Annotated in this window: 18 protein-coding genes; 12 read left to right on the forward strand and 6 right to left on the reverse strand. The window is 42.7% G+C overall.

Features of this window, described 5'->3' with window-relative positions; translation table 11 throughout:
• Nucleotides 1-105: 105 nt before the first annotated feature.
• Both DSL64_RS11550 and DSL64_RS11555 read left to right on the forward strand, forming a co-directional pair.
• The gene (locus tag DSL64_RS11550) at nt 106-405 is read left to right on the forward strand and encodes a DUF3817 domain-containing protein (RefSeq protein ID WP_199539379.1); all 300 of its coding nucleotides are present in this window, start codon (nt 106-108) and stop codon (nt 403-405) included.
• 80 nt (nt 406-485) lie between these two features.
• Nucleotides 486-2,657 (forward strand): DUF5916 domain-containing protein, encoded by a 2,172-nt coding sequence (locus tag DSL64_RS11555; RefSeq protein WP_229217043.1) that lies wholly within the window; start codon nt 486-488, stop codon nt 2,655-2,657.
• Nucleotides 2,658-2,782: 125 nt separating this feature from the next.
• On the opposite strand, the gene DSL64_RS11560 is transcribed toward DSL64_RS11555, so the two are convergent.
• Nucleotides 2,783-4,288, reverse strand: coding sequence for a leucine-rich repeat domain-containing protein (locus DSL64_RS11560; RefSeq protein ID WP_115831049.1), 1,506 nt, complete (start codon nt 4,286-4,288; stop codon nt 2,783-2,785).
• 165 nt (nt 4,289-4,453) lie between these two features.
• Nucleotides 4,454-5,428, reverse strand: coding sequence for a polyprenyl synthetase family protein (locus DSL64_RS11565; RefSeq protein ID WP_115831050.1), 975 nt, complete (start codon nt 5,426-5,428; stop codon nt 4,454-4,456).
• A gap of 295 nt (nt 5,429-5,723) precedes the next feature.
• On the opposite strand from DSL64_RS11565, the gene DSL64_RS11570 reads away from it, so the two are divergent.
• Nucleotides 5,724-6,626, forward strand: a complete 903-nt coding sequence (locus tag DSL64_RS11570) for a patatin-like phospholipase family protein (protein WP_115831051.1) — start codon at nt 5,724-5,726, stop codon at nt 6,624-6,626.
• Nucleotides 6,627-6,704: 78 nt separating this feature from the next.
• Here the strand turns inward: DSL64_RS11570 and DSL64_RS11575 are convergent, their stop codons facing one another.
• Nucleotides 6,705-10,019, reverse strand: coding sequence for a TonB-dependent receptor (locus DSL64_RS11575; protein ID WP_115831052.1), 3,315 nt, complete (start codon nt 10,017-10,019; stop codon nt 6,705-6,707).
• Between the two features lie 375 nt (nt 10,020-10,394).
• Here DSL64_RS11575 and DSL64_RS11580 point away from each other — a divergent pair, with 375 nt between their 5' ends.
• A complete protein-coding gene (locus DSL64_RS11580; protein ID WP_115831053.1) occupies nt 10,395-11,162 on the forward strand; it encodes an alpha/beta fold hydrolase in 768 nt (255 codons plus the stop codon).
• A 26-nt stretch (nt 11,163-11,188) separates the two neighbouring features.
• On the opposite strand, the gene DSL64_RS11585 is transcribed toward DSL64_RS11580, so the two are convergent.
• Nucleotides 11,189-11,623: a hypothetical protein gene (locus DSL64_RS11585; protein ID WP_147300355.1), complete on the reverse strand. Its 435-nt coding sequence runs from the start codon at nt 11,621-11,623 to the stop codon at nt 11,189-11,191.
• Nucleotides 11,624-11,695: 72 nt separating this feature from the next.
• On the opposite strand from DSL64_RS11585, the gene DSL64_RS11590 reads away from it, so the two are divergent.
• The 5 genes from DSL64_RS11590 to DSL64_RS11610 all read left to right on the forward strand — a co-directional run bounded on the left by DSL64_RS11590 (nt 11,696) and on the right by DSL64_RS11610 (nt 15,753).
• A complete protein-coding gene (locus DSL64_RS11590) occupies nt 11,696-12,403 on the forward strand; it encodes an SAM-dependent methyltransferase (RefSeq protein WP_115831055.1) in 708 nt (235 codons plus the stop codon).
• Nucleotides 12,404-12,464: 61 nt separating this feature from the next.
• On the forward strand, nt 12,465-13,181 hold the full coding sequence (locus DSL64_RS11595; RefSeq protein ID WP_147300356.1) for a hypothetical protein: 717 nt from the start codon (nt 12,465-12,467) through the stop codon (nt 13,179-13,181).
• Between the two features lie 100 nt (nt 13,182-13,281).
• Complete coding sequence (locus DSL64_RS11600; RefSeq protein WP_115831057.1) at nt 13,282-13,920, forward strand: MBL fold metallo-hydrolase; 639 nt, start codon at nt 13,282-13,284, stop codon at nt 13,918-13,920.
• Nucleotides 13,921-13,940: 20 nt separating this feature from the next.
• Nucleotides 13,941-14,642: a CDP-diacylglycerol--serine O-phosphatidyltransferase gene (gene pssA, locus DSL64_RS11605; protein ID WP_115831058.1), complete on the forward strand. Its 702-nt coding sequence runs from the start codon at nt 13,941-13,943 to the stop codon at nt 14,640-14,642.
• 109 nt (nt 14,643-14,751) lie between these two features.
• The gene (locus DSL64_RS11610) at nt 14,752-15,753 is read left to right on the forward strand and encodes a 3-oxoacyl-ACP synthase III family protein (protein ID WP_115831059.1); all 1,002 of its coding nucleotides are present in this window, start codon (nt 14,752-14,754) and stop codon (nt 15,751-15,753) included.
• Between the two features lie 19 nt (nt 15,754-15,772).
• Here DSL64_RS11610 and DSL64_RS11615 read toward each other — a convergent pair whose 3' ends face one another.
• Nucleotides 15,773-16,132, reverse strand: a complete 360-nt coding sequence (locus DSL64_RS11615; protein WP_115831060.1) for a CoA-binding protein — start codon at nt 16,130-16,132, stop codon at nt 15,773-15,775.
• A gap of 129 nt (nt 16,133-16,261) precedes the next feature.
• On the opposite strand from DSL64_RS11615, the gene DSL64_RS11620 reads away from it, so the two are divergent.
• Nucleotides 16,262-16,834, forward strand: coding sequence for an NUMOD4 domain-containing protein (locus DSL64_RS11620; protein WP_115831061.1), 573 nt, complete (start codon nt 16,262-16,264; stop codon nt 16,832-16,834).
• 9 nt (nt 16,835-16,843) lie between these two features.
• Here DSL64_RS11620 and DSL64_RS11625 read toward each other — a convergent pair whose 3' ends face one another.
• On the reverse strand, nt 16,844-17,143 hold the full coding sequence (locus DSL64_RS11625; RefSeq protein ID WP_115831062.1) for a HesB/IscA family protein: 300 nt from the start codon (nt 17,141-17,143) through the stop codon (nt 16,844-16,846).
• 135 nt (nt 17,144-17,278) lie between these two features.
• Here DSL64_RS11625 and DSL64_RS11630 point away from each other — a divergent pair, with 135 nt between their 5' ends.
• On the forward strand, nt 17,279-17,800 hold the full coding sequence (locus DSL64_RS11630) for a DUF7935 family protein (RefSeq protein WP_115831063.1): 522 nt from the start codon (nt 17,279-17,281) through the stop codon (nt 17,798-17,800).
• Between the two features lie 141 nt (nt 17,801-17,941).
• A complete protein-coding gene (locus DSL64_RS11635) occupies nt 17,942-20,350 on the forward strand; it encodes an endonuclease MutS2 (RefSeq protein WP_115831064.1) in 2,409 nt (802 codons plus the stop codon).
• The last annotated feature ends 21 nt before the right edge of the window (nt 20,351-20,371 follow it).

Here is a 20,371-nt window from a genome sequence, read left to right on the forward strand (position 1 = left end):
TTAAAGTGTGCAGTAAAGAAAACAATAAAATTGTACTGCCTCTTCACCAAAATAAAATTTTATCTTTGACTAAGAATAGTACCATCTTCTGATAAACTTAATTTTATGATATCTTCTTTGTTAAAATCGTCTTTAGGACGATTGCGCATCATAGCCTTTCTTGAAGGGGTTTCCTTGCTGATATTGCTGGGTATTGCCATGCCACTTAAGTACATGGCTGGTATTCCTGAAGTAGTCCGCGTGGTCGGCATGGCTCATGGAGTCTTGTTTATTTTATATGTACTGTTGCTCATTCAGGTCGCCATTGAAAGAAGCTGGTCCTTCAAAAAATCCATTCTCAGCTTCATTGCTTCTTTCGTTCCGTTCGGTACATTTTATGCCGATGCGAAATGGTTTAGAGAGTAAGCGCAAACAAGCGTTCCTTTACAGGCATGTCTCCCTTCCGAGGGAGACATTTTTTGAATACATCCTACAGCCCCGACACCTTGAAAAATTCTACTTTCCTATTCCTTATTGTCCTCGCTATCAGTTTTGATGCCAAAGGACAAAAACCCAATGAAAATTACCGTTACCACATCCACCCCAGTTCTTCTCCGATTCATATTGATGGAGTCGCAGATGATGATGCATGGAAAAACACACAGGTTGCCGACAATTTCTTCATGGTTACGCCTATGGATACGAGCTTTTCCAGAAGTAAGACCGAGGTAAGAATGGCCTACGATAAACAGAATCTGTATATTCTCGTTATCAACTTCAAACCTGTACAGGGGGCCATCATCGTAGAATCTCTGAAGCGGGATTTTGCGTTTGGAAAAAATGATAATTTTCTCCTGTTCATGGATACCTTCGATGATCGTACAAACGGATTTTCCTTCGGAGCCAATGCTGCAGGAGCACCGTGGGATGGCCAGCAGGGCGATGGAGGAACTGTCGATCTGAGCTGGGACAATAAGTGGGTTTCTGAAGTAAAAAATGATGATGAGAAATGGGTGTGGGAAGCAGCCATCCCTTTCAAAAGTATCCGGTACAAGCCGGGCATAACGCAGTGGGGTATTAACTTCAGTCGTCAGGATTTGACCATTTCTGAAAAATCTGCCTGGGCTCCGGTTCCGCGGCAGTTTCCTTCGGCCTCGCTTGCTTATACCGGAGTGCTCGTTTGGGACACACCTCCTCCCAATCCCGGACCAAACATTTCGCTCATTCCCTATGCCGCCACACGCCTTACCAGAGATTACCAGCGGGACACACCGAACAAGTACAAACCGACTATTGGTGGAGATGTCAAAATTGGCATCACACCGTCACTCAATCTTGATCTTACCGTAAACCCCGATTTCTCCCAAGTGGACGTGGATGTACAGCAAACCAATCTCAACCGGTTTGAACTGTTCTTTCCTGAGCGCCGGCAGTTCTTTCTGGAAAATGCTGATCTCTTTGCCAATTTCGGTTACGCCACACTACGTCCTTTTTTCTCCCGAAGGATCGGTTTAGGTGTTCCCATACAATTCGGAGCCCGCATGAGTGGTAAACTGAATAAGAACTGGCGGATAGGCGTACTGGATGTACAAACATCCTCTCAAGACAGCACGCCTGTCCAGAACTATGCAGTCTTTGCCTTACAACGACAACTTTTCTCACGTTCAAATGTTAGAGTACTCTTTGTAAACCGGGATGCGGTAAACTTCTCTCCGGAGCGTAATACTGGTACCAATCGTTTTAACCGAAATATAGGTGCGGAATTTAACCTGGCCAGCACCAATAATCTCTGGACAGGTAAGGTAATGGTGCTGAAATCTTTTACTCCGGAAAAAACGACCGAAGATTACTCTCATGCAGCCGACCTTAAATTCAGTAATGCAAACTTCACCTGGCAATGGCAGCATGAGTATGTAGGCAAAAATTACAACGCAGAAGTAGGCTATGTTCCTAACGCTACCCGGATGGGTTATTACAAAATCAGCCCGAATGTTGCGTATCTGTTTTTTGTAAAATCAAGGAGGATCATCAGCCATGGTCCAAAACTTGTCAGTAACATTTATTGGGACAATCAAAAGTCTGTCAGTGATCAGGAATATATTCTTTCCTACAATATCAACTTTATCAACCGGGCCACCATCTCAGTTTGGGGAGCGAGTAATTATGTAAGATTATTAAGGCCTTTCGACCCGACCAATCTGGGAGGATTTACCCTGGAAACCAATTCGGAACACAATTGGAAATCAACCGGATTTGACATCGCTTCCGGTCCACAAAACCGACTTACCTATAATGCCTCCGGTGTTTTTGGTGGCTATTATCAGGGAGGACATCGTAATAACCTTAGAGCCGAACTGGGTTATCGGTTTCAGCCTTTTGTGGCTATTGCCATGGCAGGAAACTATAACGATATCCGCCTTCCGGCTCCCTGGAACCGTAAGGAATTGTGGTTGGTGGGACCTCGTATAGATGTTACATTTACCAACAAACTGTTTTTCACCACCTTCGTGCAGTATAACAACCAGGCAGATAATATCAATCTCAATTCCCGAATTCAATGGCGCTATAAACCAGCATCGGATCTGTTCCTGGTTTATACCGACAACTACCTCGCAGAAAATTTCCGTGTCAAAAACCGAGCTGTGGTGCTGAAGTTTACATACTGGTGGAATCTCTAGGCATGGGGGAAAGGGCTTAGGGTTTGGGGCATGGAGAAAACCAGCACTACTCCTGTCCAAAGCCCCTGCTATGCCCTACGCTCTGCATCCTTCCCTATGCCCACTGCCCCCTAGCCCTAAGCACTTCAATAAAACACCTCAATATTTTTCGACTTCAACAGCCCGAATTGTTCGCCGTATTTTACTTCCCGGTCTTCTGTCAGAAATGGATTTCCGCGGAGGTGTAGTTTATTCAGCTTTTTAATGCCAAGCAGGTCTTTCGGAAACTCTGTGAGATTGTTGGCAGATATATCCAGCTCATCCAGGTTGGAAAACGTGGTAAGTACTTCGGGGAAGTCCGTAAACCAATTATAGCCCAAATCAATAATTTGCAAGTTTTTTAACTTTACCATACTTGGTGGAAGCTTGCTCAGCCAATTATGGTGTGCATATAGAACATTTAAACGTTTCAGCCTATTCATTCTGTCAGGCAGAGAGGTCAGGTGGTTATACGCTATGGCAAGATGAGTCAGTTTTTTCAACTGGCACACGGAAGAGGGTAACATCGTAAGATTATTGCGATACAGATCAAGAACTTCAAGTCGCTTTAATTTCTTCACGCCATTCGGTAACATGCCCATTTCCGTTTTATATAAATTAAGATTTTTGACGCGTTTCATTCGTCGAAAGCTCTTGTCATTAATAGCGGACAATGGATTACGGCCAAGCCAGAGCGTTTCCAACCGTTTACAGTTCTTTACTATAGCAGGAACATCTTGTAGTACATTTCTTTGCAGATTAAGGATTTGGAGCGTTTTGTTGCGAGACAAATGGACAGAATCGACAGTCAAAATATTTCCGCTCAAGTTCAGATTTTTTAGTTTGCGTAATTTCGACATATCAATATTTACCTGCTCGATATCATTATCCATCAAACTCAATAATTCAAGGTTGGGAAAACGGTAGATCAAATCAGGCAAAGACTTTAGAAGCGAATTTTCTATATATAATTGCTTGATCTTCAAAGTATCGACCACCAATAATGCATCCTGTATCCCATTGACCACACTGTCCTTTTTAACAGCTACCTTTTTTGAGCCTCGCAGTGCCTCGAAGCTATTAATGATACTATCATGTTGCACCTGAGCCTTACTTCTTAGCTCCGGTGCAATGAATCCATTAAATTCACTAAGAATAGTTATTTTCGATTTCTTTCCGATATTTCTCTTCGAAATAAACCCTTTTACATATTCCGATAAATTTTGAGAGATGATATGACTCACTGAGTCCTTATTAAAACTGATTACTGCTGGTTGCGCTTTGCCGTTTTTTACGGTCCATACATTGGCTAAAAATGCATCGAAGATCAAATAGTCAATATTTCCATCCTTGTTCAGATATAAATCACTACTTACTAAAAGGTTTTCAACCTTTGTTGGCCCCATTGCTTCATTCAATGCTTTGGTAATCGCGAGGTTGAGACTCGCCGGTACCCTTTTAAAAACTTCGTCAGTCTCCAAATCAGGATAATGTTTATCCAGTTCGCTTATGCTCAGTTTGCTTTTTCTGACTTCCGCCTTACTTTTCACAACAGGCTGAGCTACATTGATTAATGCCACCAAAAGAATTAACATAGTTAGCACTATTTTCATATCTTATAGTATTTTATGTGAGTACACAAATATAACTAAAAGATTAGTCATAACAGGACAACTACAAGTATAATTTTCTTACATATACACGACGTATAAAGAAATTACAGTGAGAAGTGCTCAAATCGCACCTCTGTATCCTAAATAGGTTGGGTAAAAAATGTATTACTTACTACGATCAATCGTATACTGAACCAGCTGTTCCAGAGATTGTCTGTGAGGAGAATCCGCAAACTCATGGAGCAAAGCTCTGGCTTCCTCCACGTAGCGTTCCATTACTTTTTGTGCATACTTAAGCCCTCCTGAACGTTTCACAAAATCAATTACTTCGTTTACTTTCTTAGGCTTGTGGCTCTCGTTACGAATGATGTTGATGATACGACGCTTTTCCAGCCACTCAGCCTGGTTCAATGCGTAAATCAAAGGAAGCGTCATTTTTTTCTCTTTGATATCAATCCCCAGCGGCTTTCCGATTTCGTCTTCGCCGTAGTCAAAAAGATCATCTTTGATTTGAAATGCCATACCCACTTTTTCGCCGAAAGCATGCATACGCTTCACTATTTCTTCGCCGGCACCAACAGAACAAGCACCTACAGCACAGCAGGACGCGATAAGAGAGGCTGTTTTTTGTTTGATAATCTGGTAATAAACCTCCTCGTTAATATCCAGGCGGCGCGCCTTTTCAATCTGAAGCAGTTCCCCTTCGCTAAGTTCACGAACGGCGGTAGAGACAATTTTGAGCAGATCGAATTCTCCATGGTCTACCGAAAGAAGCAGACCTCTTGACAACAGATAATCCCCTACCAGAACAGCTATTTTATTTTTCCAGAGCGCGTTTACTGAGAAGAAACCACGACGGTAATTCGAGTCGTCCACCACATCATCATGAACCAGTGTTGCTGTATGCAGCAACTCAATCAATGCTGCCCCTCTATAGGTGGATTCCGAGATCTGCCCGGACACGCCGGCAGAAAGAAACACAAACATCGGTCTTAGCTGCTTGCCTTTACGACGAACAATGTAGCTCATGATCTGATCCAGAAGCATTACATCACTCTTCATAAACTGACGAAATTTCTGCTCGAAAGCTTTCATTTCATCTGCAATTGGTAACTGTATATCCTTTATTGAAAGGGTCATATTGATAATCGGGGGGCACTCTCAAACCCGTCAGATGTATAAAACAGGGATCGAAGTCAGGCTATGTATTTATGTTTAACCTGTTTCGAAACTCCAATGTTCAAATTTGGAATAAAATCTTTTGTTTACACCACTTTTCCCTTGAAAATGTTTACAATTGAGAAAAAAAGAATGTTGTTTCTGAAAAATGCATCTCTTGTGAATGCAAAATCTCACCGCAACTTTCTTTTAATTTATTAATTTTCACAACATCAAAGCTGAAAGCTCGTAGCCGAAAGCTGATAGCTAATACACTATGAAAGCACTCGTCCTGGGCGGCGGATCAATGAAAGGTGCATTTCAGGTTGGAGCAATCCAGTCTGTTCTCGAAAATGGATTTGAACCCGATATGGTTTACGGAATATCAGTGGGCGCCTTAAATTCCACTTTTTTGGTCAATGAAGCTGAAAAACAGCGAGCCGAAAAAGGCATTATCAACTGGCAGACGACAGGTAGGCGTTTACTGGAATTCTGGATCAAAAATATCACCCATCCTCAGGATATTTCTACCTTACGTTCCAGAGTGATGTTGGGCGTCAACACGCTTATGAGCCGGTTTGATGGTCTGTTGGATCCTTCTCCTCTGCACGAACTGATTCGTAAAAATGTCGATGACTCTTTGCTGGAAAACAGCAAAATAAAGCTGAAGGTAGGTGCCGTGAATATGGAAAGCGGTCAGATCAAATACGTATCACCCAAGGATGGGCATTTTCTGGATTTTGTAAGGGCAAGTTCGTCCATTCCGATGCTGATGCCTGCTGTAGAAATAGAGGATGATTTATATCTGGACGGCGGTCTAAGGGAAGTACTACCTATCAGGCCCGCTCTGGCCGACGGAGCCACTGAGATCGTCATGATCGGTTGCCATTCACCCCATTTATACCAACCCGAAGGCCTTAACGCCCGCAACCTGATTACGCTGATCGAACGCGTGCGTGACATCACAGTCAACGAAGTGGCCAATAGCAATATCATCTGGGCTGAGTCATTTGCCGAACGGGCTAATCTGCGTGGCACGCCTATGAAACTGACCGTCATTCGCCCGGAAGCCCCCCTTATTCTGGATCTTCAACATTTTACTTCTGATGATATTTCCAGGCTGATTGTGGAAGGGTATAAGGCGGGGACTGAGGTATTGAGGAAAAAAGCGGTAGTATAAAACTTGGAGGTCTACAAGCAAAAAAGGCTCGAATCGCGATGATCCGAGCCTTTTTTGCTTGTAGACATTGTTAACTTCTTAGAAAGTATAACGCAATCCAACTTGCATATTCCAGGTATTACGTACGTCAAACCATTTACGATATGCTGTTTCCGGCAACACAGTCTGACCATCGATACTCACACTATTCATCGTAAATGTTGGCTTCCCGTCAGCAGTGACGCTTGCAACATTCAATAAAGAGTAGTTAAAGGTTGAACCACTGTTCAATTCTTGTCTCAAACCCCAATCTGAATTGAGCATGTTACCAAAATTCATAATATCTACAGTAAGTTGCAGAGAGTGGCGTTTCTTACCCACGTTTGTAAAGATATCCTGCAACACTCTCAGGTCAAAGCGGTTGAACCAAGGTAAAAGTCCAGCATTACGTGACACATAACCACCTTTTGCATCTTTCAACTCTTTATTGTTCTCAACAAACTTGTCGTAAGCGGCACGTTGCTCTTCAGGTGAAGCGGTCAGCAATACAGTACCAGCTGTGTTTCTCACCGTCAAAGGAGCAAATGTCAATTCAGAAGAATTGTTAGGAACATACATTAAATCCAAACTCACACCATCTCTGTTGATATCACCTGAATAGGTATAAGCAAAGCGACCTGCGCTGGTTCCCTGATAGAACAGAGACACTGAAGTAGCAAGGTGGTTAGCATATTCAATTCTGTATGAAAGACTACCCACTACACGGTGAGGAATAGCATACTGAGACTGGCTCAACAACATTTCGTTAGGATCGTTGATGGAATAGTTGTTTGACCAAGCAGAGTTTGCGGCAGAACCAGGGTTACCACTCACATCCTTCGCATTGCTGTAGTTGTAGAACAACGATCCGTAGAAACCTCTTCTAGCAGGAAGCGTCAAACCTAATGAAAGCGCTGAAGAAAAACCTTTGCTTGTATTGCTCAACACAGGTACAATAGCTCCTGTAGCAGGATTGTAAGTTGCATTTGCAGCACCGTTCCAGAAGTCACGTGTATCTCCAGAATAAGTCATTTTTGCAGTTGCTCTCTTTCTGTTTGCGTTGTATTGATAAGTAGCGTTGATATCTTTTGAATAGATGTAATCAACTGTCGCCACTAACGGTGTTCCCGGTATTTTATAATCTACACCTATGTTGGATCTCCAAACCTGAGGCATTTTGAAGTTTTTGTCAATAAGCGCTACAGTTCCCGGAGCAGTTGTTCCTGGTTGTTTCGGGAAACGATCCGGTAATTGATTTACCCAGTATAATGGATCAGGATTAAAGCCGGTAATAAGTGCCTGAGTAGCCGCGTTAACCGGCTCGAAAGTATTTTGCAATACACCAGAGTTAGTAGGCTGGTTGGTGAACCAAACAAAAGGTATCACCCCTGTAAAGATACCTGTTCCTCCACGCAATTGAAGTGAACGATCTCCGAATACATCATAATTCACACCCAAACGAGGCGAGAACAATGGTTTGCTCTTAGGCCATGTTTTTGTTGAGAAAGTTGTCTCGTTACCATTGATATCCAACAATTTCAAATTGTCAATTGCCGGGTTGTTCAAAGGCTCGTCGAAGAAGAATGGCATATCCGCTCTCACACCCAATGTCAGGTTCAGTCTGTCATTTACTGCGAATTTATCCTGCAGATACAATCCACCAAGACCAAAGTTAACAGTAGCCCATGTATCGTTCTGGAAAGGATAAGTAACACCGTAAACCGAAGGAGCTTTTTCTGTTAAGAAATCCTGAACCGAGTTATATCTGTAGTATGAAGTACCCAAACGCACATAGCTGTTTTCGAACTTCATCATTTCAAAACTAGCACCACCTGTGAAAGTGTGTTTCCCTGCAAGGAAAGTAACGTTATCAACAAAAGATAAGTTATTGTTCTTCATACCATTATTGTATGAGAACAACTCAGTACCGAAGCTCATGTAATTTTTACCGCCTTCCCATATATCAACCATTGGGAACAATGCCCCAGGAGTTGAACGGCTGGATTCAATATAACTATATGTAGCCAAAAGTTGATTAGACAACCTCGATCCAAAACTGCTGTTTAATTCAGCCGTAAGAGAGCGAACAATGTTCTTCTGCGCATAGTTGGCATTTTCGAATGCTATGGATTCCTTACTTATCCTGTTCGCACTTGAACGAGGATTAGGACCTGATGTCGCGTTGGTTCCCTGATCGTTGGTACCTACAACCTGGTTATAACGTAATGCCAGTTTATGCTTGTTACTGATGTTCCAGTCGATACGGGCAAGGAACTTGGTATTTTCGTTCTTATATTCATTTGCATAGTTTTCATAACGTCCCGGCTCGTATGAATACCGGCTTCTCAGAAAGTTACCCACTGCATCAAGATCTTCGGCGCGAACATTTGTTACGTTAGTTCCAGTGTTTCCACCACGTGAGGCAACCCAGTTATTACCAGGGAATACACTAGACTCTCTCTCAAAATTACCAAAGAAGAAGAGTTTGTTTTTTACAATAGCACCACCCAGACGTGCACCAAAAACTTTATTGCTTGATTTTGCTGCCTCATCAAGCTCCTCTCCGGCAACTTTTTTCCCGTTAAAATTCTGATTACGGTAAAATCCATAAACTGAACCGCTCAATTCATTAGTACCGCTACGTGTTACAGCATTTACTCCGGCTCCTGTGAAACCGGACTGACGAACATCAAACGGAGCGATATTAACCTGTACTTCCTGAATAGCATCTAATGAAATAGGCTGAGCCTCTCCGCCAGGAAGCAAATCATTGCTCAAACCAAAACCATTGCTGAAGTTAGCTCCATCAATTGTTACTCTGTTCAAACGGGCATCACGTCCGGCAAAACTTGTTCCGTTAGCCTGAGGCGTTAAACGTGTAAAGTCAGTTAACCCCCTTGAAATAGTTGGCAAAGAACTCAATTGCTTTGCATTGATGTTGGTGGAAGCACCAGTACGCTCTTCTCCGAACACATCTCCGCGAGCTGAACTTACAACCACTTCGCTCAATTGAGTGCCTTCATCCGACATTTGAATATTCACAATCGCAGTAGAACCAAGATCTGCAACGATATTGGTCTTTGATTGCTCCTTGTATCCGATGTATGTTACAGTAACTTTATAAGGACCACCTACACGAACAGTAGGAAATGCATAACGTCCTGTTTCGTTGGTTAGGATACCATATTGAGTACCAGATGGCTCATGTACGGCCTGAACTGTAGCTCCGGGAAGTCCTTCGCCCTTATCGTCTGTAATCCGACCACTGATTGTAGACGTTGTAACCTGTGCCATGACGTGACCGCCTAGCAAGGTCAATGAAAACACAAACAGCGCGGTGAACGCTGCCCTGAAAAGTAAACTTTTCCTGTTCATAAAATTTGGGAATTTGTTTGAAATTTGTGACAGGATCCTTCATGGATCGATGATCTAATTGCGTCGTAAAATAAGGGTATTTTTCTTGTATAACCAAAGTGTCCAATCCTACTAAAATGCTATACTATTGACGATAAATCGTTGATTTATTGAAATAATACACATTTCTATCATTAAAATAACACCACTTCTTATGTTAAATTTTCGTTAACAATAGGGCACAAAAATGCTTTTCTTTCCAACAATTACTCCCGACCTTTACCGCTATTGCAACAAACTGCAATTATGTATTCAATTTTGTTAATGATTATTTAACATTAAGCACTTTAAATGATCATAAAAATTATTTAAGCAACCATCGATTTTTTTTTCAGGATGAATCTTAATTATAAAAAATTTGGAGAAAATGGTCCGGCCCTCGTCATACTTCACGGTGTCTTTGGCTTTTTAGACAACTGGTTAACAGTAGGAAAGGCTGTGGCGGATCGTGGCTTTCAGGTATATCTGGTAGATCAGCGGAACCATGGGCGCTCACCACATGAAGGCGCACTGAATTATGAAACCTTCGCTGAAGATCTTAAAGAATTTATCGGACAACAGGAACTGCATAACCCCATTCTGGTAGGGCATTCCATGGGCGGAAAAACGGTGATGGAATATGCGGTTCGTTATCCGGATACCTTTTCCAGGCTGGTTGTCGTGGATATTGGTCCCAAGGCCTACCCTATTCATCATAAAAAGATACTGGAAGGGCTAAACCACATTCCTGTAGACACGATTGAGAACCGCCAGCAGGCCGACGATATACTGTCAGAATATGAGCCTATACCAGCAGTTCGTCAGTTTTTACTCAAAAACCTGTATCGTAAAGATGAAGGAGGTTTTGGATGGAGGTTTAATTTACCGCTGCTTTCTACAGATATGGCCCACGTGGGACAGGCCATTGCAACAGACACACCTGTAGAGATTCCCACATTATTTATGCGCGGCGATCACTCAGACTATATTCTCGACGAAGACTGGGAGGACATACAGAAAATATTTCCTGATTCGAAACTCGATACAATTCAAAATTCGGGGCATTGGATACAGGCTGAACAACCGAAGGCATTTCTGGAAAGCCTGCTCAACTTTGTCAGCTAATCCCTGTGCATACGTGCATTGCCGGATCACTGGCGACGCACGTATTTGAATTTTTCACCTTTACAATAAGTGATAATCAGCTGGTCGCCTTTCAAATCCATTTCCCATACTGAGCAATTTTCGCATTGGACTACAGCACATGCCGGATTAACATATTTCGCCGCCGGTTCAGGTATATCTTTCAGAGTATTACCAATTTTGTAAGCTTTTGGAGCACAACATACCTGCAAGCTGTCGGAAGTTAGCATGGTCCCATCCTGCAAAATAATCCTGATATCCTTGGCCGTTCCGTTCGCTTTCACCCAATACCTGTTACCGTAGGGACCTGTTTCCAGCTCGCTCAAATGCCACATCCCTGAAGACGACGCATCAAGAAAATCCATCTGCGGCATATTATCGCTATCCGTTGCGCAAGCAGATACGAGTAATAAAAGGAGTAAAATAAATAGTTGTCGTAACATTACATTTAACTTTGCTTGTTGATAAGATGCCTTTTCAGCTCCAAAGGTTGGAAATGAATATAAATATGTAGCATGAAAAACCCGCAGGGGACATCCCTTTACCTTATACCGTGCCCTCTGGCCGAGGATACCAATGACACAGTACTTAGTCCTTCCATCAAAGAAGCTATCCTCGAACTTGATGTTTTCTTTGTTGAAAACATACGTACCGCAAGGCGCTTTATCAGTAGCCTCAGATTGGGGAAGGTAATCGATAATCTCACTTTTTTTGAACTTACCAAAGATACTCCGGAAGAAGAAACCAGAAAGCAATTGCTTCATCTTCAAAAAGATGCGGGAATTATATCCGAAGCGGGTTGTCCCGGCGTGGCTGATCCCGGAGCCGTAGCTGTCAAAATCGCGCACCAGCTGTCTATACAGGTAGTTCCTCTGGTAGGGCCATCTTCAATTCTATTGGCGCTGATGGCATCGGGCATGAGTGGTCAATCCTTTGTTTTTCATGGTTACCTTCCTATCGATAAAGCGCTGAGGAAAAAGAATATTCAACAACTGGAGAGAGACGCGCATGCCAAGCTACAAACACAGATTTTCATGGAAACCCCTTTCCGCAATAATCAGCTGATGGATGCAGTTTTAGAGACATGCCAGGCGGAAACCATGTTGTCTGTCGCATCCAACATCACTGCCGCAGACGAGTTTATGAAAACATTGCCAGTAAAAGAATGGCGCAAAAAGAAACCTGATTTACATAAGAAACCAACCATTTTTATAATCGGGTAGTCTTACTGAAACACATATTTCCTTGCTCCTCGAAAATGCGGAGCTTGTTAAACGTTTTTTTATGAATAAATGGATATTTATCATGAGTATTGCTTTGGTAACAAGCTTGTACTCATGTAATAATGATACTAAATTAAATGGTGTAATCATGGTCGAATCAGAGTTTCAATCTGATTCGGATCCTGACGCTAACGGATGGACTGCCAGCTTCGCTGAATACAGGACAACAGCAGTTGATAGCGTTCTCAACCTGCAAGCCGGCGTTTCCAGATTACCGGCACCGCTGGACACAACACGGTATTCGTTGCGAATGCAAAGCAATAACCGTAGCGGTAATATGTTCATGTTTATGAAGAAGAGAATAACGGGACTCCGTAATAATACTGACTATCAAATCACATTTGATGTCAACCTGGCTACGCAATATCCCGATGCCGCTGATGTGATTGGCTCTCCCGGCAGTTCCGTATATCTCAAGGCAGGTGCATCTGCGGAGGAACCGGTTCGAATTGCAGAAAATGGTATTTACAAAGTTAATATTGACAAAGGAACTGAGTCAGCCGGAGGAACCCAGATGGTTACGCTTGGCAATGTGGCCAATGGTGGGAACACCTTTGTATATCGGCTCATTTCCCGCTCCAGCCCAGGCAACTCTTTGGTAGTACGAACCAACGACAAGGGCGAACTATGGCTTTGTGTTGGAACCGACTCTAAATATGAGGGATTAGTCAATCTCTATTACGACAAGATCAAGGCTACACTCAATCTGGCTGAATAATTGTAACGCTAACGATAAACTGGCTTGGCAAAGAGTTCAAGAAGTGTTTTGTAACTTTGCCGCCCTGTCAACGACTTTAAATCAGATCTTACCTATATAAATGATACAAGTACAATCCTTCACATTCAATCCATTTTCGGAAAACACCTACGTTCTCAGCGACGAAACGGGAGAAGCAGTCATTATTGATCCCGGTTGTCACAACAAAGCTGAGTTCGCGGAATTGTATCAGTATATAGAAACGAATGCGCTTAAACCGATCAGTATTGTAAATACCCATGCACATATTGACCATGTGCTTGGCGTGGAAGCTATTAAAATAAAGTATAATATCCCTTTTTACCTGCACCAACTGGATGAGCCAGTATTGAAAGCAGTAAGATCCTATGCATCCAACTATGGTTTTCCTGCTTTTGATGAACCAGCTATTGATGGTTATCTGAAAGAAGGTGAAAAAATCAGTTTTGGTTCTTCACAACTGGATATTCTATTCGTACCCGGCCATGCTCCCGGCCATGTAGCTTTTGTGAGTCATGAGCAGCAGTTTGTGATAGGCGGCGACGTATTGTTCCGCCAGAGCATAGGCCGTACTGATCTTCCGGCTGGTAATTTTGACGTACTGATCAACAGTATCAAAACGCAGTTATTTACACTTGGTGATGCATATAAAGTTTATGCAGGACACATGGGCCCCACCACTATTGGTTTCGAAAAAAAGAATAACCCATTTCTAAAATAGCTGCTACAAGCTCAGATTTCATGATCCGTAAAAATATTCCCAACGCGTTAACATGCGCCAATTTGCTCTGTGGCTGTATTGGTGTCGTTGAGGTTTTTCATAACAATGTTCTGCTATCCTGTCTGCTGATTGGTATAGCACTTGTATTTGATTTTTTTGACGGTTTCGTAGCCCGCCTCCTGGGAGTGTCATCACCTATTGGCCGCGACTTGGACTCGCTTGCAGATATGGTCACTTTCGGTCTGTTGCCTGCAGTTATTGTTTTTCAGCTACTGATGCAGAGTATTCCTGATCTGTTCGGCATCTGGAAAGCCTACCCTGCTTTTATGATAGCGATTTTCTCTGCTATCAGGCTTGCCAAATTCAACAACGATCCGCGCCAGAGTGATACTTTTATCGGTGTTCCAACACCAGCCAATGCCATGCTGATCGCATCGCTTCCTCTGATTCTTCATTTTTATGGTGACGAATGGAAGTGGCTGATCGTCAACACAACAAATTTATGGATACTTACAGCGGTAATGTCTTTTTTACTGGTGGCAGAAATTCCTCTACTTGCCCTCAAATTCAAATCATTCGGGTGGAAGGGGAATGAAATGCGGTTTAGTTTGATCCTAGTCAGTTTGACATTGCTATTTCTGCTGAAAATCCTTGCAATTCCTGTCATTATTCTCTTCTACATCCTGTTATCCCTACTTAACAACCTCATCGCTAAGAAGTAAAGGTCGGCGAAAATGACAGGTTTATTATTTTTTTTATTTCATTTGTAATCATGTTGCAATAATGCGCTTTCGCTAAGGTGCGACACTACTAAATCTTCTTATTGCAGATATGACTTTTTCCCGTATAACCGGTCTGGGCTATTATGTCCCTGAAAACGTAGTTACAAACGACGATCTTTCTCAATGGATGGAAACTTCCGATGAATGGATTCAGGAGCGGACTGGTATTCGGGAACGTCGTTTTTTTGAATATGGAAAAGACACCAACTACAGCATGGCTACCGCTGCCTCCCGCCAGGCTATGGAACGGGCCGGAGTCGGTGCCAATGAGGTGGATGTGATCATTTACGCTACTATTACTCCCGACTATTTTTTCCCTGGCTCCGCATTTTTAATGCAGCGTGAATTGGGAATGGATGGGAAACCTGTAATTGATATTCGTCAGCAATGTTCCGGATTTGTATACGCTCTTTCCATCGCCGACCAGTTTATCAAAACCGGGATGTATAAAACTGCATTGGTAGTGGGAGCCGAGATACAATCTTCATGGATTGACAAGAGTACTGCAGGAAGGAACACTGCGGTTATTTTCGGCGATGGAGCTGGAGCGGCAGTGCTTCAGGCTACCAATGATCCTGAACACGCTATTCTCTCCACCCACCTGCACGCCGACGGGCGCTATGCTGAAGAACTGTATGTGAAAGATCCGGGAAGCAGTCGTCCTGATCGTCCTGTGACACAAGACTTGCTGGATTCAGGTGGTTTTAATGTGTATATGAACGGAAATGCCGTTTTTAAACATGCCATTGTAAAATTTGGGGAGGTGATTCAGGAAGCTCTCAATGCCAATGGGTACAAATCATCGGATGTAAACCTTCTGGTTCCGCACCAGGCCAATATCCGTATCAGCGATTATGTAAGACAGCAAATGGGTCTTGCCGAAGAACAGGTGATTAACAACATTCAGCGATTCGGAAATACTACCGCGGCCTCAATACCTATTGCAATGGCTGAAGCATGGGAAAACGGGAAATTCAAAGAGGGAGATCTGGTGTGCCTTGCGGCATTTGGAAGCGGATTTACGTGGGCTTCAGCACTTATCCGCTGGTAATAATGTAGCGGTTACTTAACTAATATTGTCCTGATGCCAGCATCACCAATGTACAGCCCTGCACTGGTATGATATTTTTAGAACGGAGCATAATTTCAAACTCAGGATTTTCAGTTCCCGGATTGAAAATGACACGTTTGGGTTCCAGTGAAATAATATAGTCGTAATACTCAGGTTGATGACTTGGATTGACATACAGCGTAACTGTATCTATATCAGACAGGTTAATCTTTTCAAGATGAATCTCCTGACCCAAGACAGAACCTTTCCTGCGACCCAGCAAAAAAATAGAGTGCCCCATTGCAGTTAGTCTTTGTGCAGCCAGATAAGCGTATCTGGAAGGATTGGAAGAAGCTCCGATAATTAAGGTGTTCTTCATGTGTATAATTAGATGTAGAAAGTGAGAATTAATTTCATCAGACTAAGGAAACAGGCCACCGGTCAAAAATGTTTCATTTGATGATATGAGACGAGATAAAGCAATATCAAAAATATTACCTGAAATAAAATGAGCGAATCAAATGTAAGTCGGAGTTTCTGGAACGAAAAGTGGGAAAAAATAAAGTTCGACGAAATCGAAAATGCTCCCCATTACGAAGTTTCCAACTATGGCAGGCTGAAAAGTTTTCAGAACAATCCTAAGGATGGAGCAGTAATCAAAGGTTCCGTAATACAAGGTTATCGGTCGCTGAACATACGGGTTAGCGGAGGTAAAACGATTAACCGCTATGTCCACAAGCTTGTAGCAGAGTATTTCGTGGACAAGACAAGTGCTGAACATACCTTTGTTATTCATGTTGATTTTGAAAAACAGAATAACTATTATGAGAACCTTAAATGGGTTACTAAAGCAGAGATGATTGATCACAACAGAGAGAATCCTGCATTCATCAATCGTGTTATTCCCAAGCGAACCAAAAACTACAAACTGACAGAAAGTAAGGTGCGGATTATCAAAAAGTTGTTAAAAAATGACAACAATCGCCTGAAGATGATCGCAAAGCAGTTCGGAATTACCCACACTCAGCTAAACCGCATAAGATCAGGAGAGAACTGGAAACATGTAACTATTGAAGATTAAAATTACTGGCTATTGCTTATCTGAAAGAGTAGAAACCGTATAACCGCTGCCGTTCATCCCTTCTTCGTAATCAACCGAAAGGCCAACCACGTACATCAGATGCCGGCGGTCAATGTAAACCCTGATACCATCTATAAGATATAGCTGGTCAAATTCAGACTGGGTGTCAAAACCCAGTAAAAATGTACCACTACAGGCTCCGCCTTTCAGGCCGACCCGTAATCCATAGCTATCTGGTATCTTGTTTGCCTGCAAAGTTGAGATAATTTCCTCCCTTGCTGCTTCGGTAATTGTAATCGGATCTTCCATGTAACAGATATGCGGTAAAGCTAGCTAACATGAAATTACTTAAGGGAATTCGTTTTCTTCAAATATTCTTCTGAGTAATGTAAGTTATCTTGTAATTTTGGCTTCTTTAAATCAAAATTATCCTTGTTCTGCACAATGGACTACTATCTGAGTATTGCAACGGTTATCCTGGGCTTATCAATTATTGTTTACGGTGTTTACCTTACCATCACAACGGTAACGGATAAGATCATTTTAAAACAGCAGATCGAAGCAAGAAGAAAAAATACCGATCTCACTTTGCCTTTACGGCTGCAGGCGTACGAGCGCATGTCGCTTTTTCTGGAGAGAATTAGTCCTTCGAGTCTTCTGTTACGCCTGGCGCCTGTCGCTACCAGTGCATTGGAATTACAGCAAATCCTTTTGAACGATATCCGTGAAGAGTACAATCATAACGTCGCACAGCAGATCTATATCAGCAACAATACCTGGGAACAGATAGGATTGGCGATGAATGAAGTGATAGCCGATATCAATAACGCAGCAGCACAGGTTTCTCCGGAATCTCCTGCCACTGATCTGGGAAAGAAAATATTTTCGATTGTAATCGCACGGGAAACTCAACCCACCACTCATGCATTGAAAATCCTCAAAGACGAAGTCCGTGAAATCTTCTGATCGGTGATATTGAACTAATTACCTCTAAAAAATCTTATTTTGTTCTGAGTCGTATACATAAGTACTGCGACTCAGATTCAGTATTTATTTAATTTGACCTTTTGATTGGATAGCTACGCTGTTCAGTATTTATAAATAAGCATGTTATACCCTGCTACACTTGAACAAAAACTAGGCTTCGACAAATTACGTGACTGGCTCAGAGATGCATGCATTAGTCCGCTTGGCCAGTATTTTGTTGAAAAAATAAGATTTTCAGACAATTTTGGTATGGTTGAAAAACTGGTAAGCCAAACTGCTGAAATGAAAAAGATCCTGGAGATCGGAGAGAATTTTCCTTCGCAGAATTACATTGATGCCACGCCTTACCTCAAACGAGCTGCGATTGAAGGAATGCTACTCACTCAGGCTGAGTTTTCTGACCTGAAAGTTTCAATGCATACGATTAAACTTTGCATAAGCTTCTTCTCAAATCAGGAAGAAGGTGCATTTCCTTTGCTAGCGGAATACGCTAAAAACGTTCGTGTCGATAAGGCTATTACGGATGCTATTGAGAGGATCATTGACGACCGCGGACAAATCCGTGACTCTGCATCACCGGAGCTTTCCAGAATACGTCAGAAACTCATTTCAGAGCAAGCTGGCATCAGGAAGAAGCTGGATACCATGTTGCGTTCAGCCAAGAGCAACGGTTGGGTGAGCGACGATGTTTCTCTTACCATTCGTAATGGGAGAATGGTGATACCCGTAGCGGCGGAGCATAAAAGGAAACTCAAAGGATTTATCCATGATGAATCGGCGACGGGACAAACGGTGTTTATCGAACCGACTGATGTATTCGAATCCAATAACGAAATACGTGAACTGGAATACGAAGAGCGTAGGGAAATCAATAGAATTCTGTTAGAACTGACCAGTAAACTGCGCCCTTTCGTTCCTGATTTACAGAAAGCCTATCAATTCCTCGGATTAATGGATTTTCTGAGAGCGAAGGCAAAACTGGCTCAGGAAATGAGTGCGATCAGTCCCGAATTTCATAACCGGCAGTTTGTACAATGGTCCGAGGCGAGGCATCCCCTGCTCCATCTTTCTTTTCAGAAACAAGGAAAAAAAGTAATTCCTCTTAATATTGAATTGAAAGAGAAAGAGCGGATTTTAATCGTATCGGGGCCAAATGCCGGTGGTAAATCTGTTTCTTTGAAAACAGTCGGATTGATACAATATATGTTTCAATGCGGGTTGCTCGTGCCTATGCGCGAAGACTCATCCATGGGTTTTTTCCAGAACATTTTCATTGACATCGGTGATGAACAGTCGCTGGAAAACGATCTGAGTACATACAGCTCCCACCTGACCAACATGCGTCACTTCCTGACCATGGCCAACAAGCGAACCCTGTTTCTGATAGATGAGTTCGGAACCGGTACAGAGCCCGGATTGGGTGGCGCAATTGCCGAAGCCATTCTGGAGGATCTGACCAAATCGGGCGCTTTTGGTGTGATTAACACACATTACACCAACCTGAAAGTGTTGGCCGATAAAACCGACGGACTTGTTAATGGTGCCATGCGTTTTGATGGCGAACATATGGAACCGCTTTATCAGCTGGAAATAGGTCGTCCGGGAAGCTCATTTGCATTCGAAATTGCTTCCAAAATTGGTCTTCCAAAAGCTGTGGTTAATCGTGCAAAGGAAAAGCTGGGAACACAACAGGTTAATTTCGAGAAGCTTTTAAAAGAACTGGATATTGAACGACGCGTATTTTCGGAGAAAAATATCGAGTTGGGCATTAAGGAACGTAAGCTTAGCAAACAGCTTGAAGATTATAATCATCTAAAAACAAAGCTCGAAACGAACGAGAAAAAAATAGTAAACGATGCCAAGCAAAAAGCCAAAACGCTGATTGCCGATGCCAACCAGATGATCGAAAACACGATCAGGGAAATCAAGGAAAACAAAGCTGAGAAAGAGAAAACCAAGACTGTCAGACAAAATCTGGAGAAGTTTGGTAAGACCAGCTTGCAGCCCGAAGTCATTCCTGATCAGGAAAAACCTGAGGATATCTACGAACCGGAGGAAGGTGCTATTGTCGCGGGAAGTTATGTTCGTATTACCGGACAAACTGCTATCGGAGAAGTACTGAATATCAAAGGTAAGGATGCTGAAATACGTATTGGTGATCTTAAATCGACTATTAAGCTGAACCGCCTGGAAAGAGTCAGCAACAAAACCTACAAAGCAGCAACCGGCGAGAAAAAACTCAAAACAAGTGCAAAAGGTGTAGACCTGAACGAGCGCATGATGAATTTCAGTTTCAACCTGGACATGCGTGGCAAACGTGGCGAAGAAGCCCTCGGCATGGTTGATCAGTTTATGGACAACGCTATTATGCTCGGCTATGACGAGATTCGTATTGTACACGGAAAAGGAGATGGTATCTTACGAACGCTTGTCCGGAATCATTTACGTGGGTATTCCCAGGTAGGTGGTTTTCAGGACGAACATCCGGACCGCGGAGGTGCTGGTGTTACCATTGTGAAAATAAAGTAAGTGTTAAAAACGATCTCCTCA

The organism is Dyadobacter luteus, assembly GCF_003383615.1.
Lineage (GTDB): Bacteria > Bacteroidota > Bacteroidia > Cytophagales > Spirosomataceae > Dyadobacter > Dyadobacter luteus.